The sequence below is a fragment of the Pseudomonas sp. S07E 245 genome, assembly GCF_019599025.1.
In the GTDB taxonomy this organism is placed as follows: domain Bacteria; phylum Pseudomonadota; class Gammaproteobacteria; order Pseudomonadales; family Pseudomonadaceae; genus Aquipseudomonas; species Aquipseudomonas shirazensis.
In genome coordinates, this window is the sequence record NZ_CP080625.1 from 4,481,619 (window position 1) to 4,495,565 (window position 13,947).

The 13,947-nt window shown below is 60.9% G+C and carries 11 protein-coding genes; 9 read left to right on the forward strand and 2 right to left on the reverse strand.

Annotated elements, in window-relative coordinates; all coding sequences use genetic code 11:
* Positions 1-104 precede the first annotated feature (104 nt).
* Positions 105-1,247: an acetylornithine deacetylase gene (gene argE, locus K3F44_RS20675; protein ID WP_101315302.1), complete on the forward strand. Its 1,143-nt coding sequence runs from the start codon at positions 105-107 to the stop codon at positions 1,245-1,247.
* A 126-nt stretch (positions 1,248-1,373) separates the two neighbouring features.
* Positions 1,374-2,672, forward strand: a complete 1,299-nt coding sequence (gene argA, locus K3F44_RS20680) for an amino-acid N-acetyltransferase (RefSeq protein ID WP_101315304.1) — start codon at positions 1,374-1,376, stop codon at positions 2,670-2,672.
* Positions 2,673-2,720: 48 nt separating this feature from the next.
* Here argA and K3F44_RS20685 read toward each other — a convergent pair whose 3' ends face one another.
* Positions 2,721-4,097: a glutamine synthetase family protein gene (locus tag K3F44_RS20685; RefSeq protein ID WP_101315306.1), complete on the reverse strand. Its 1,377-nt coding sequence runs from the start codon at positions 4,095-4,097 to the stop codon at positions 2,721-2,723.
* Positions 4,098-4,764: 667 nt separating this feature from the next.
* Here K3F44_RS20685 and K3F44_RS20690 point away from each other — a divergent pair.
* The 7 genes from K3F44_RS20690 (at position 4,765) to K3F44_RS20720 (ending at position 13,076) form a co-directional block, all read left to right on the forward strand.
* The gene (locus K3F44_RS20690; protein ID WP_101315308.1) at positions 4,765-6,123 is read left to right on the forward strand and encodes a glutamine synthetase family protein; all 1,359 of its coding nucleotides are present in this window, start codon (positions 4,765-4,767) and stop codon (positions 6,121-6,123) included.
* A 48-nt stretch (positions 6,124-6,171) separates the two neighbouring features.
* A complete protein-coding gene (locus tag K3F44_RS20695; RefSeq protein WP_220632880.1) occupies positions 6,172-7,533 on the forward strand; it encodes an aspartate aminotransferase family protein in 1,362 nt (453 codons plus the stop codon).
* A gap of 169 nt (positions 7,534-7,702) precedes the next feature.
* Positions 7,703-8,800 (forward strand): polyamine ABC transporter substrate-binding protein, encoded by a 1,098-nt coding sequence (locus K3F44_RS20700; RefSeq protein ID WP_101315312.1) that lies wholly within the window; start codon positions 7,703-7,705, stop codon positions 8,798-8,800.
* 174 nt (positions 8,801-8,974) lie between these two features.
* A complete protein-coding gene (locus K3F44_RS20705) occupies positions 8,975-10,069 on the forward strand; it encodes a polyamine ABC transporter substrate-binding protein (protein WP_101315314.1) in 1,095 nt (364 codons plus the stop codon).
* Between the two features lie 57 nt (positions 10,070-10,126).
* A complete protein-coding gene (gene potA, locus K3F44_RS20710; RefSeq protein WP_101315316.1) occupies positions 10,127-11,269 on the forward strand; it encodes a polyamine ABC transporter ATP-binding protein in 1,143 nt (380 codons plus the stop codon).
* Complete coding sequence (locus tag K3F44_RS20715) at positions 11,266-12,186, forward strand: ABC transporter permease subunit (protein WP_101315318.1); 921 nt, start codon at positions 11,266-11,268, stop codon at positions 12,184-12,186. The genes potA and K3F44_RS20715 overlap by 4 nt, the downstream gene beginning before the upstream one ends.
* Positions 12,183-13,076, forward strand: coding sequence for an ABC transporter permease subunit (locus tag K3F44_RS20720; protein ID WP_150570415.1), 894 nt, complete (start codon positions 12,183-12,185; stop codon positions 13,074-13,076). Before K3F44_RS20715 ends, K3F44_RS20720 begins: the two co-directional genes overlap by 4 nt.
* A 215-nt stretch (positions 13,077-13,291) precedes the next feature.
* Here the strand turns inward: K3F44_RS20720 and K3F44_RS20725 are convergent, their stop codons facing one another.
* A complete protein-coding gene (locus tag K3F44_RS20725) occupies positions 13,292-13,747 on the reverse strand; it encodes an REP-associated tyrosine transposase (protein WP_220632881.1) in 456 nt (151 codons plus the stop codon).
* Positions 13,748-13,947: the final 200 nt, after the last annotated feature.

Here is a 13,947-nt window from a genome sequence, read left to right on the forward strand (position 1 = left end):
CCGTGCTGCTGTGATCCGACTGGTCGGTTGCCCCGGTGCAGCGGCCTTGCGCCGTCTACGTCAGGCATTGTTATGATGGGTCGACGTTTTCGAGGAATCCGCGCATGCCGTTGCCATCGCTGAAAGACCAGTTCGCCGCCCTGATCGCCGCGCCATCGGTCAGTTGCACCCAGCCCGCACTGGATCAGTCCAACCGCGTGGTGATCGACTTGCTCGCCGGTTGGCTGGCTGACCTTGGCTTCACATGCGATATCCAGCAGGTCACCCCCGGCAAGTTCAACCTGCTGGCCAGCCGCGGCACGGGCCCTGGCGGGCTGATTCTGGCTGGCCACAGCGACACGGTGCCGTTCGACGAGCAGTTGTGGCAGAGCGACCCGCTGAAACTGACCGAGGTGGGCGATCGCTGGGTTGGGCTGGGTAGTTGCGACATGAAAGGTTTCTTCGCGCTGGTGATCGAGGCCGTGCTGCCGCTGCTCGAACATGACTTCAAACAACCCCTGCTGATCCTTGCTACGTGCGACGAAGAAAGCTCGATGTCCGGCGCCCGCGCCCTGGCCGAGGCCGGTCAGCCGCTTGGCCGCGCAGCGGTGATCGGCGAGCCGACCGGGCTCAGGCCGATTCGCCTGCACAAGGGCATCATGATGGAACGCATCGATATTCTCGGCCGCAGCGGCCATTCGTCAGACCCAAGCCTGGGCCACAGTGCGATGGAAGCGATGCACGCAGTGATGGCCGAGATGATCGGCCTGCGCCAGCAATGGCAGCAGACCTACAGCAACCCGCAGTTCACCGTGCCGACGCCGACGCTGAACTTCGGCTGCATTCACGGTGGCGACAACCCCAACCGGATCTGCGGTCAGTGCGCGCTCGAGTTCGACCTGCGGCCATTGCCCGGGATGGACCCGGAGCAGCTGCGCGCGGCCATTCGCGCCAAGCTGGTGCCGCTGGCCGAGCAGCATCAGGTGAGCATCGACTACAAACCGTTGTTTCCTGAGGTGGCGCCGTTCGAGCAGGCCGCCGACAGCGAGCTGGTACGTGTGGCCGAGCGCTTGACCGGGCACCGCGCCGAAGCGGTGGCCTTCGCCACCGAGGCGCCGTACCTGCAACAGCTGGGCTGCGAGACCATTGTGCTTGGGCCGGGCGACATCGCCTGTGCTCACCAGCCTGGCGAATACCTTGAAATGTCACGTATCGAGCCTACCGTGCGTCTATTGCGTGACCTGATCAGGCACTATTGCCTGAGCTAAACGTCCATTGAGCTGATTCGTTCCTGCCTAGAGGAGAGTGCGCGTGACCGCAAGCCTGTTCCGACGATGACCTCGCACCGTTGTGCGTCTTGACCGTTCTCCGTCCACTTAGCCACAGGCCCTGTCATGCCCGATTACGTAACCTGGCTCCGCCACGCTTCGCCGTACGTCAATGCTCACCGTGACTGCACCTTCGTCGTCATGCTGCCCGGCGACGGCGTCGATCACCCCAACTTTGGCAATATCGTCCACGACCTGGTGCTGCTGCACAGCCTTGGCGTACGCCTGGTGCTGGTGCACGGCTCGCGCCCGCAGATCGAAAGCCGCCTGGCCGCCCGTGGCCTGACCCCGCATTACCACCACGGCATGCGCATTACCGATGCCGCCACCCTGGATTGCGTGATCGACGCGGTCGGCGCCTTGCGCGTGGCAATCGAGGCTCGCCTGTCGATGGACATGGCCTCCTCGCCTATGCAGGGCGCACGACTGCGCGTGGCGTCCGGCAACCTGGTCACTGCACGGCCGATCGGCGTGCTCGAAGGGGTCGACTACCACCACACCGGTGAAGTCCGCCGGATCGACCGCAAGGGCATCAATCGCCTGCTCGACGAACGCTCGATCGTGCTGCTGTCGCCGCTGGGCTACTCGCCGACCGGCGAAATCTTCAACCTGGCCTGCGAAGACGTCGCCACCCGCGCAGCTATCGAACTGGCCGCCGACAAACTGCTGCTGTTTGGCGCCGAGCCCGGCCTGCTCGATGAAAACGGCCGGCTGGTGCGCGAGCTGCGCCCGCAACAGATTGCGCCGCACCTGGCACGGCTGGGCAGCGACTATCAGGGCGAACTGCTCGATGCCGCCGGCGAGGCGTGCAAGGGCGGCGTGGCGCGTAGCCATATCGTCAGTTATGCCGAAGACGGTGCGCTGCTCACCGAGCTGTTCACCCGCGACGGCGGCGGCACCTTGGTGGCGCAGGAGCAGTTCGAGATCGTCCGTGAGGCGAGCATCGAAGACGTCGGTGGTTTGCTTGAGCTGATCAGCCCGCTGGAAGAGCAGGGCATTCTCGTGCGCCGTTCGCGCGAGGTGTTGGAGCGTGAGATCGAGCAGTTCAGTGTGGTCGAGCGCGACGGTCTGATCATCGCCTGTGCGGCGTTGTACCCGATTGCCGATTCGTCGGCGGGGGAGCTGGCGTGCCTGGCGGTCAACCCGGAGTACCGCCACGGCGGCCGTGGCGATGACCTGCTCGAGCGGATCGAATCGCGGGCGCGCACGCTCGGGCTGAAGACCCTGTTCGTGCTGACCACGCGCACTGCGCACTGGTTTCGCGAACGCGGCTTCGAGCCCAGTGGCGTCGAGCGGCTGCCGGCGGCGCGGGCTTCGCTGTACAACTTCCAGCGCAACTCGAAGATCTTCGAGAAGACCCTGTAAACCTCACGCCACAATGAAAAACGCCGTCTGATCAGACGGCGTTTTCATTTACACGGTGTGCAGATACCAGTTGTACTCGAGGTCGGAGATCGAGTGCTCGAACTCCTCCAGCTCGCTTTCCTTGCACGCGACAAAGATGTCGATGTACTTCGGATCGATGTACTTGTTCAGCACTTCGCTGTCGTCCAGCTCGCGCAGGGCATCACGCAGGTTGTTCGGCAGGCTCTGATCAAGCTGCTCGTACGAGTTGCCTTCGATCGCCGGGCCCGGTTCGATCTTGTTGGTCAGGCCGTGGTGCACGCCTGCCAGCACCGCTGCCATCATCAAGTACGGGTTGGCGTCGGCGCCTGCTACACGGTGCTCCAGGCGGACCGAGTCGGGCGAGCCGGTCGGCACGCGCACGGCGACGGTACGGTTGTCCAGGCCCCAGCTCTGTGCGTTGGGCACGTAGAACTGCGAACCGAAGCGGCGGTACGAATTGACGTTCGGGCACAGGAACGCCATCGACGCGGGCAGGGTCTCGAGCACACCGCCGACTGCGTGGCGTAACGCGGCGTTCTGCTCGGGATCCTCGCTGGTGAAGATGTTGTGGCCATCTTTGTCCAGGATCGAGATGTGCACATGCAGGCCATTGCCAGCCTGGCCGGGGTACGGCTTGGCCATGAACGTGGTGTCCATTTCATGGTCGTAGGCAATGTTCTTGATCAGACGCTTGAGCAGCACTGCATAGTCGCAGGCCTTGAGCGCATCAGGCACATGGTGCAGGTTGACTTCGAACTGCGCCGGGGCGCTTTCCTTGACGATGGCGTCAGCCGGGATGCCTTGCTCTTTGGCACCTTCAAGGATGTCCTGCAGGCAGTCGGCGTATTCGTCGAGGTCGTCGATCAGGTAGACCTGAGTCGACTGCGGGCGTTTGCCCGAGATCGGCGAGCGCGGCGGCTGTGGACGGCCGTTCACGTTTTCCTGGTCGATCAGGTAGAACTCGAGTTCGAATGCGGCGCAGATGGTCAGGCCCATGTCGTCGAACTTGCTCACGACCTGGCGCAGCACTTCACGTGGATCGGCGAAGAACGGCTCGCCTTCGATCTCGTGCATGGTCATCAGCAGCTGAGCCGTAGGGCGCTTCTGCCACGGCTCGTTGCACAGGGTGTCAGGGATTGGGTAGCAGATGCGGTCCGCATCGCCGATGTCCAGACCCAGGCCCGTGCTTTCAACGGTCGAACCGTTGATGTCGAGGGCGAAGAGGGAGGCCGGCAGGTTGATGCCTTTCTCGTAAACCTTGTGGAGGCTGGTGCGCTCAATGCGCTTGCCGCGCACCACACCATTCATATCTGCAATCAGAAGGTCAACGTAGAGAACCTCAGGATGTTCCTTAAGGAACGCGTTCGCTTCGTTAAGCTGAACGGCACGCGGGGGTACCGACATGATGCAACACCTTTGTTGTTAAAAATATCAATCAAGGGGGGCTTGCAGTTCCAGTCAATCGGAAACGCAAACCGAAGTCAAGCCAACCCCTTAACGCCCTGAAATGGCACATCTACGGCAGATTTGCTGCATATCGGGGCGAAGCATTATCCGCTATTTAAGCCGAAAAGGGTTATCTCGGCCTGCCTGTCTTTTATTTTTTACGGAGGTGTTGTGTAAAAAAATGAACAAGGCTAAGCTCGGTTGCAACCCAAAACACAATAATACGAGGGTCATATGGTCCGCTTGTCGCGACCTGCAGGTGCTGTCTGTGCAGTGCTTTCAGGGACTCAATCCGTCCGCCGCAAGGGCAACGCTCAGCCATTTGCTGAGGCTGATGCTCTGGCCGCAATAATTGACGGTCGCCCCGGTCCATACGCCTTACGTCGCAGTCTGCTGCACCCCCTTCGCTTGTTCTGCCCTGTGAATGCTTCAAGGAATCCCGCCGTCGGCGTGGTTCCGATGACGTCCTGTGCGCGCAGTTTTGCAATGCCCGGCTACTCCATCCAGAATCAAGGCGCGGGTCTGCTGCGGCCCTTGCGCCGAGCCGGCTACCGCCTTGATCGACGCCCGACGTCAGCACTGCCCGAGCTATCCCGACCGGGCCACCTTACCTCCTGAGGTATTTATGAGTAACAACCTCGACCAGCTCACCGATTGGTTGAAAGAACACAAGATCACCGAAGTGGAATGCATGATCAGCGACCTGACCGGCATCACCCGCGGCAAGATCTCGCCGACCAACAAGTTTATCGCCGAAAAGGGCATGCGCCTGCCTGAGAGCGTGCTGCTGCAGACCGTGACCGGCGACTATGTCGACGATGACATCTATTACGAACTGCTCGACCCGGCCGACATCGACATGATCTGCCGACCTGACGAGAACGCGGTGTTTCTCGTGCCTTGGGCCATCGAGCCAACTGCTCAGGTGATTCACGACACCTACGACAAAAAGGGCAACCCGATCGAGCTGTCGCCGCGCAACGTATTGAAGAAAGTGCTCAAGCTCTACAGCGACAAGGGCTGGCAGCCAATCGTCGCGCCGGAGATGGAGTTCTACCTGACCAAGCGCAGCGAAGACCCGGACTTCCCGCTGCAGCCGCCGGTAGGCCGCTCGGGCCGCCCGGAAACCGGCCGCCAGTCGTTCTCGATCGAAGCCGCCAACGAATTCGACCCGCTGTTCGAAGACGTCTATGACTGGTGCGAACTACAGCAGCTGGACCTCGACACGCTGATCCACGAAGACGGCACGGCGCAGATGGAGATCAACTTCCGTCACGGTGATGCACTGCACCTGGCCGACCAGATACTGGTGTTCAAACGGACCATGCGCGAGGCTGCGCTCAAGCACAACGTTGCCGCCACCTTCATGGCCAAGCCAATGACCGGCGAGCCGGGCAGCGCCATGCACCTGCACCAGAGCGTGGTCGACATGCAGACCGGCAAGAACATCTTTGCCAATGCCGACGGCAGCATGAGCGCGCTGTTCCTCAACCACATCGGCGGGCTGCAGAAGTTCATCCCGTATGTGTTGCCGCTGTTCGCCCCCAACGTCAACTCGTTCCGCCGCTTCCTGCCCGACACCTCGGCGCCGGTCAACGTCGAGTGGGGTGAAGAAAACCGCACCGTCGGCCTGCGTGTGCCGGATGCCGGGCCGCAGAACCGCCGAGTCGAGAACCGTCTGCCAGGCGCCGATGCCAACCCGTACCTGGCCATCGCTGCCAGCCTGTTGTGTGGCTACATCGGCATGATCCAGGCCATCGAACCAAGCGCACCGGTGCAGGGCCGTGGCTACGAGCGGCGCAACCTGCGCCTGCCGCTGACCCTGGAAGATGCACTGGAACGCATGGAGAACTGCCATGAGCTGGAGCAGTACCTGGGCAAGAAATTCATCGCCGGCTACGTCGCCACCAAGCGCGCCGAGCATGAAAACTTCAAACGCGTGATCAGCTCCTGGGAACGTGAATTCCTGCTGTTTGCCGTCTGAACCAAACCCGGCCCGCAGGAGCGCGGCTGTCGCACAACGGAGAAGCACATGAGCGTCAACAACCCGCAAACCCGTGACTGGCAAACCCTCAGCGGTGAGCACCACCTGGCACCTTTCAGCGACTACAAACAGCTGAAGGAGAAGGGCCCGCGCATCATCACCAAGGCTGAGGGCGTGCACCTGTGGGACAGCGAGGGTCACAAGATCCTCGACGGCATGGCCGGGCTGTGGTGCGTTGCGGTCGGTTACGGGCGTGAAGAGCTGGTGCAGGCGGCAGAGAAGCAGATGCGCGAGCTGCCGTACTACAACCTGTTCTTTCAGACCGCCCACCCGCCGGCGCTGGAGCTGGCCAAGGCGATCAGCGACGTGGCCCCGGCGGGCATGACTCATGTGTTTTTCACCGGCTCCGGCTCAGAAGGCAACGACACCGTGCTGCGCATGGTTCGCCATTACTGGGCGCTCAAGGGCAAGCCGCACAAGCAGACCATCATTGGTCGCATCAACGGCTATCACGGCTCGACCGTGGCCGGTGCCAGCCTGGGCGGCATGAGTGGCATGCACGAGCAGGGCGGCTTGCCGATCCCGGGCATCGTGCATATTCCTCAGCCGTATTGGTTCGGTGAGGGCGGTGACATGAGCCCGGACGCCTTCGGTGTGTGGGCGGCCGAGCAGCTGGAACAGAAGATTCTCGAAGTCGGCGAAGACAATGTTGCGGCGTTTATCGCCGAGCCGATCCAGGGTGCTGGCGGGGTGATCATTCCACCAGAAACCTACTGGCCGAAGATCAAGGAGATCCTCGCCAAATACGACATCCTGTTCGTTGCCGATGAAGTGATCTGCGGTTTCGGCCGCACCGGCGAGTGGTTCGGTTCGGACTACTACGACCTCAAGCCTGACCTGATGACCATCGCCAAGGGGCTGACTTCCGGTTACATCCCCATGGGCGGTGTGATCGTGCGTGACAAGGTGGCCCAGGCACTCAGCGAAGGCGGCGATTTCAACCACGGCTTCACCTACTCCGGGCACCCGGTGGCGGCTGCGGTCGGCCTGGAAAACCTGCGCCTGCTGCGCGATGAGCACATCGTCGAGCGCGCCAGGACAGAAGCGGCACCGTATTTGCAAAAGCGTTTGCGTGAGCTGCAGGACCACCCATTGGTAGGCGAAGTGCGCGGCCTTGGCCTGCTCGGCGCGATCGAGCTGGTCAAGGACAAGGCAAGCCGCAGCCGTTACGAAGGCAAGGGCGTCGGCATGATCTGCCGTAACTTCTGCTTCGACAACGGCCTGATCATGCGCGCCGTGGGCGACACCATGATCATCGCGCCGCCGCTGGTGATCTCCCATGCCGAGATCGACGAACTGGTCGAAAAAGCGCGCAAGTGCCTGGATTTGACCTATGAAGCGGTGAAATGAGCGCCTGCTACGCTAGCGTTGTGACATTAAGCGGTTACAAGGGTCTGCTGTTGTTGATACAGCGCCTTGTAACTTGCCAGACTAGCGACTGATTCAGTCGCCCAGCGCTTGCACCATGGGACCTGGCTGCTGAACAGATGGCTTGATAATAAATTCTGGAGCATTACGCATGAAGAAAATGGGCAAGACGTTGCTGGCCGCCGCCCTCATGGGTGCCATGGCTACCGCAGTTCAGGCTGACGACAAAGTACTCCACGTCTACAACTGGTCGGACTACATTGCCCCGGATACCGTGGCCAAGTTCGAAAAGCAGACCGGCATCAAAGTGGTCTACGACGTGTTCGACAGCAACGAGACCCTCGAGGCCAAGCTGCTGGCAGGCAAGTCTGGCTACGACATCGTCGTACCGTCGAACAACTTCCTCGCCAAACAGATCAAGGCCGGCGTCTATCAGGAGCTGGATCGCTCCAAGCTGCCCAACTGGAAAAACCTCGACGAAGACCTGCTCAAGGCCGTTGGCGATGCCAGCGACGAAGGCAACAAGCACGCCTTCCCGTACATGTGGGGTTCGATCGGTATCGGCTACAACCCGGAGAAGGTCAAGGCCGCGCTGGGCGTGGACAAGATCGACTCGTGGGACACCGTGTTCAAGCCAGAGAACATGGCCAAGCTCAAGAGCTGCGGCGTGACCTTCCTCGACGCCCCGACCGAAATGATCCCGGCCGCCTTGCACTACCTGGGCAAGCCGACCAACAGCAAAGACAAGGCTGACCTGAAAGCAGCCGAAGACCTGTTCATGAAGATCCGCCCATCGGTGGCGTACTTCCACTCGTCCAAGTACATCTCCGACCTTGCCAACGGCAACATCTGTGTTGCAGTCGGCTACTCGGGTGACCTCGAACAGTCCAAAGCCCGTGCTCACGAGGCTGGCGACAAGGTCAAGCTGGCGTACACCATTCCCAAGGAAGGTGCCGGCACCTTCTACGACATGGTCGCCATCCCCAAGGATGCCAGCAACCTCGACGCTGCCTACCAGTTCATGAACTACCTGCTGCAGCCTGAAGTCATGGCCGAGATCACCAACGCCGTGCGCTTCCCGAACGGCAACAAGGCGGCGACTGCCCTGGTCGACAAGGACATCACCAGCGACCCGGCCATCTACCCGTCGGATGCGGTGAAGAAACAGCTGTACGCAATCAGCGATCTCGATGCAGGCACCCTGCGTCTGATCACCCGCAGCTGGACCAAGATCAAGTCGGGCAAGTAAGCCTGAGTGAAAGCCTCTGGGCCGCGGTTTTCGGCCCGGAGGCGCACTGAGACGAATAAGTTTGCCGCAGCGTTCCTGCAAGGGTAAGTTGCGCGCCGGTTTTGCCAGTCTGGCGGCGCCTTTATCACTGACGGCTACCGTCACCGAATGCACTGTTTGCCAAGGAGCATCCACTTGTCTAAATCTGTACTTCGCAAGGCCTTGCTGGCCGGAGCGGGCCTGACGCTGGCATGCAGCGTCCAAGCGGCGCCTACGGTGCATCTGTACAACTGGTCGGACTACATCGGGCCAACCACCCTCGCCGATTTCGAGAAAGAAACCGGGATCAAACCGGTGCAGGACGTTTTCGACTCCAACGAAACCCTGGAAGGCAAGCTGCTCGCCGGTCGTACCGGCTATGACGTGGTCGTGCCGTCCAACCATTTCCTCGGCAAGCAGATCAAGGCGGGCGCATTCCAGAAGCTCGACCGCAGTCTGCTGCCCAACTATGCCAACCTAGACCCGGCGCTGATGAAGCGCCTGGAGAAGAACGACCCCGGCAATCTCTACGCCGTGCCGTATCTGTGGGGCACCAATGGCATCGGTTACAACGTCGACAAGGTCAAGGCCGTGCTCGGCGTCGACAGCATCGACTCGTGGGCAGTGCTGTTCGAACCGGAAAACATGAAGAAGCTGTCCAAATGCGGTGTGGCCTTCCTCGATTCGGCTGACGAAATGCTGCCCGCGGTGCTCAACTACATGGGCCTCGATCCCAACAGCAGCAACCCCAAGGATTACGCCGCCGCCGAGAAAAAGCTGCTGGCCGTGCGCCCTTACGTGACCTACTTCCATTCCTCCAAATACATCACCGACCTGGCCAACGGCGACATCTGCGTGGCCGCCGGTTTCTCCGGTGATGTGTTCCAGGCCAAGGCCCGTGCTGAAGAAGCGAAGAAGGGCGTCAACCTGGCCTACGCGATTCCCAAGGAAGGCGGCAACCTCTGGTTCGATGTACTGGCGATTCCGGCCGACTCGAAAAACAGCAAAGAGGCCCACGCTTTCATCAACTATCTGCTCAAGCCTGAGGTTATCGCCCAGGTCAGCGATTACGTCGGTTACGCCAACCCGAACCCCAAGGCTGGCGCGCTGATGGACCAGGATGTCAGGAACGACGCCGCGGTTTACCCACCGCAGGAAGTACTGGACAAGATGTTCGTCAACAGCGAGTTGCCGCCTAAGGTGCAACGTTTGATGACCCGCAGCTGGACCAAGGTCAAGTCGGGCAAATAATCATCCAGACCCGCCTCCTTGAGGGCGGGCTTAAAAATCTTGTTGGGAGTTTCACTCATGGCAGTTGCCTCCAGTGCCTATAAGAAAGCCCTCGAGGGTGGCCAGCAACCCAAGCAGGTGCTGGTCAAGATCGACCGGGTCACGAAGAAGTTCGACGAAACAATTGCCGTGGACGATGTGTCCCTGGAAATCCGCAAAGGCGAGATCTTCGCCCTGCTGGGTGGCTCCGGCTCCGGTAAATCGACCCTGCTGCGCATGCTGGCCGGGTTCGAGCGGCCGAGCGAAGGGCGCATCTATCTGGATGGGGTCGACATCACTGACATGCCGCCGTACGAGCGGCCGATCAACATGATGTTCCAGTCCTACGCCTTGTTCCCGCACATGACCGTGGCGCAGAACATCGCCTTCGGCCTGCAGCAGGACAAGATGCCCAAGGCCGAGATCGACGCCCGCGTGGACGAGATGCTCAAGCTGGTGCACATGACCCAGTACGCCAAGCGCAAGCCGCATCAGCTGTCCGGTGGCCAACGCCAGCGGGTGGCGCTGGCGCGCTCGCTGGCCAAGCGGCCGAAATTGCTGCTGCTCGATGAGCCGATGGGCGCGCTGGACAAAAAGCTGCGCTCGCAGATGCAGCTGGAACTGGTGCAGATCATCGAGCGGGTCGGCGTGACCTGCGTGATGGTGACCCACGACCAGGAAGAAGCCATGACCATGGCCGAGCGCATCGCCATCATGCACCTGGGCTGGATCGCTCAGATCGGCTCGCCGATCGACATCTACGAAACCCCCACCAGCCGCCTGGTGTGTGAGTTCATCGGCAACGTCAACCTGTTCGAAGGGCAGGTGGTCGACGACGCCGAGGGACACGCGCTGATCGCCAGCCCCGAGCTTGAGCGCAATATCTACGTCGGCCACGGTGTTTCCACCTCGGTCGAGGACAAGAGCATCCTCTACGCGCTGCGTCCGGAGAAGATGCTGGTCACCACCGAGCAGCCGAGCTACGAATACAACTGGTCGCGCGGCAAGGTGCATGACATCGCCTACCTGGGCGGCCACTCGGTGTTCTACGTCGAGCTGCCGAGCGGCAAGATCGTCCAGTCGTTCGTGGCCAACGCCGAGCGCCAGGGCACCCGCCCAACCTGGGGCGACGAAGTCTACGTGTGGTGGGAAGACGACAGCGGCGTGGTACTGCGCTCATGAAAATCCGCAAGCTCAAGCGAGCCTTCCAGCGGCTGGTCCCGGAGGGACGGCACCTGGTGATCGGCGTGCCGTTCATCTGGCTGTTCCTGTTCTTCATGCTGCCGTTCTTCATCGTGTTGAAGATCAGCTTTGCCGAAGCCGACGTGGCGATCCCGCCGTACACCGAGATCTACACCTACGTCGAAGACAAGATTCAGTTGGTGCTCAACCTGGCCAACTATGGGCTGTTGACCGAGGATGAGCTGTATATCTCGGCCTACCTCGGCTCGTTGAAGATGGCCTTCATCAGCACCGTGCTGTGCCTGCTGATCGGTTATCCGATGGCCTATGCCATCGCCAACGCGCGCAAGGAAAGCCAGACGGTCTTGCTGCTGCTGATCATGATGCCGACCTGGACCGCGATCCTGATCCGGGTGTACGCCTGGATGGGCATCCTCAGCAACAACGGGTTGCTCAACAGCTTCCTGATGTGGATCGGTCTGATCGATCAACCACTGCAGATCCTCAACACCAACCTGGCGGTGTATATCGGTGTGGTCTATTCATACCTGCCGTTCATGATCCTGCCGTTGTTCGCCAACCTCGTGAAGCACGACCAGAGCCTGCTGGAAGCCGCTTCGGACCTCGGTTCGAGCACCTTCAACAGCTTCTGGAAGATCACCGTGCCGCTGTCGAAAAACGGCATCATTGCCGGCTGCATGCTGGTGTTCATTCCGGTGGTGGGTGAGTTCGTCATTCCGGAACTGCTCGGCGGCCCGGAAACCCTGATGATCGGTAAAGTGCTGTGGCAGGAATTCTTCAACAACCGTGACTGGCCGGTAGCCTCGGCGCTGGCGGTAGTGATGCTGGCGATCCTGATCGTACCGATCCTGCTGTTCAACCGTAGCCAGGCCAAAGAGATGGAGGGCAGAGCATGAAGCGTTTCAGTTTTTCCAAGCTGATGCTGGTGCTCGGCTTGCTGTTCATCTACCTGCCGATGCTGATCCTGGTGATCTACTCGTTCAACGCCTCCAAGCTGGTAACGGTGTGGGGCGGCTGGTCGCTGAAGTGGTATATCGGTCTGCTCGACAACACCCAGCTGATGGGCTCGGTGATGCGCTCGCTGGAGATCGCCTGCTACACCGCGGTCGCCGCGGTGGCGCTGGGTACCCTGGCCGCGTTCGTGCTGACCCGGGTCACCCGCTTCAAGGGCCGCACGCTGTTCGGTGGCCTGGTCACGGCGCCGTTGGTCATGCCCGAGGTGATCACCGGTCTGTCGCTGTTGCTGCTGTTCGTGGCCATGGCGCAGATGATCGGCTGGCCGCAGGAGCGCGGCATCGTCACCATCTGGATCGCCCACACCACGTTCTGCGCAGCCTACGTGGCGGTAGTGGTGTCGGCGCGCCTGCGTGAACTGGACCTGTCGATCGAAGAAGCGGCGATGGACCTCGGTGCCAGGCCGTGGAAGGTGTTCTTCCTGATCACCATCCCGATGATCGCGCCGTCGCTGGCGGCGGGCGGCATGATGTCGTTCGCGTTGTCGCTGGATGACCTGGTACTGGCCAGCTTCGTCTCTGGGCCGGGCTCGACTACCTTGCCGATGGAAGTGTTCTCGGCAGTGCGGCTTGGGGTCAAACCTGAAATCAACGCCGTGGCCAGCCTGATCCTGCTGTCGGTATCGCTGGTGACCTTCATGGTCTGGTACTTCAGCCGCCGCGCTGAAGAGCACCGCCGCAAGGCCATCCAGCAGGCTATCGAGGAGGGTGCAGCGGCAAGCGTTGGCCAGCCTCAGGTACGTCGCCCGGCGCAGACTGCAGCGTCCGTCTGACCTACCTCGGGGGCCGCTTCGCGGCCCTTCGCGGGTAAGCCCGCTCCCACAGGCATCGCGATCGTTTCAAGGGCATCGCGGTGCCAGTGGCGGCCCCGATACCGCTCAGCTTTCAACGGTGTGTGAGTGATCCGTACTTGCTGGGTCACCTCATTTTCATGAGTTCCTCAGAACCCTGTAGGAGCGGGTTTACCCGCGAAGGCCACGACACGGAATTACTGCCAGAGCGTATCCCAATGCGGGTAATCGCCAATGCTGTCGACAAGCTTGGCCCGTACTGGGTTCTCAACGATATACGTCGCTACACTGCGCATGCTTTCTTCCCTACGCAACGCCCGATCCTGATACCCGGCTTGCCAAACCGGCCCATAGCGAACGCCGGCCTTGTGCAAGGCAAGACTGGATCTCGACTTGAACCTGCGCATCAAAGTCCCCAGCGTCACCGACTTCAATTCGATCAGCCAATGCACATGATCTGGCATCACCACCCAGGCCAACGACTGGCAGTCCTGTTCCTGATCTGACAAACGCAGCTGCTGCACAACGATGCGTGCTGTGTGTAATTGACCAAACAGCGCTTCACGCTGATGAGTGACCGTGGTCAGTAAATAACGCCTGCCAGGCTCGGACCAGCGGCCACGGCGCAGCAGGTAGGATTCGGCGAATGTCATGGTTCTTCCTTGAGTTCGACGCCCTCTTGAACCGTAACCGTTGCCGCATGGAGAACGCGGTGCTTCTCGTTTCCGGGTATGACATTCGTGACTCTTTACAGGATCAGTCAGGCTGACTGACCCCTATCAGTGCCGATTGCGGAACCCTGATCTACGCTAACAGTCGCATCCCTCGAACCATTCGCGCGCAAGCAAGGAGC

Excerpts from the sequence above, each read along its gene's own strand:
- argE (WP_101315302.1), top strand. The coding sequence starts at position 105 with ATGCCGTTGCCATCGCTGAAAGACCAGTTCGCCGCCCTGATCGCCGCG.
- argA (WP_101315304.1), top strand. The coding sequence starts at position 1,374 with ATGCCCGATTACGTAACCTGGCTCCGCCACGCTTCGCCGTACGTCAAT.
- K3F44_RS20685 (WP_101315306.1), bottom strand. The coding sequence starts at position 4,097 with ATGTCGGTACCCCCGCGTGCCGTTCAGCTTAACGAAGCGAACGCGTTC.
- K3F44_RS20690 (WP_101315308.1), top strand. The coding sequence starts at position 4,765 with ATGAGTAACAACCTCGACCAGCTCACCGATTGGTTGAAAGAACACAAG.
- K3F44_RS20695 (WP_220632880.1), top strand. The coding sequence starts at position 6,172 with ATGAGCGTCAACAACCCGCAAACCCGTGACTGGCAAACCCTCAGCGGT.
- K3F44_RS20700 (WP_101315312.1), top strand. The coding sequence starts at position 7,703 with ATGAAGAAAATGGGCAAGACGTTGCTGGCCGCCGCCCTCATGGGTGCC.
- potA (WP_101315316.1), top strand. The coding sequence starts at position 10,127 with ATGGCAGTTGCCTCCAGTGCCTATAAGAAAGCCCTCGAGGGTGGCCAG.
- K3F44_RS20715 (WP_101315318.1), top strand. The coding sequence starts at position 11,266 with ATGAAAATCCGCAAGCTCAAGCGAGCCTTCCAGCGGCTGGTCCCGGAG.
- K3F44_RS20720 (WP_150570415.1), top strand. The coding sequence starts at position 12,183 with ATGAAGCGTTTCAGTTTTTCCAAGCTGATGCTGGTGCTCGGCTTGCTG.
- K3F44_RS20725 (WP_220632881.1), bottom strand. The coding sequence starts at position 13,747 with ATGACATTCGCCGAATCCTACCTGCTGCGCCGTGGCCGCTGGTCCGAG.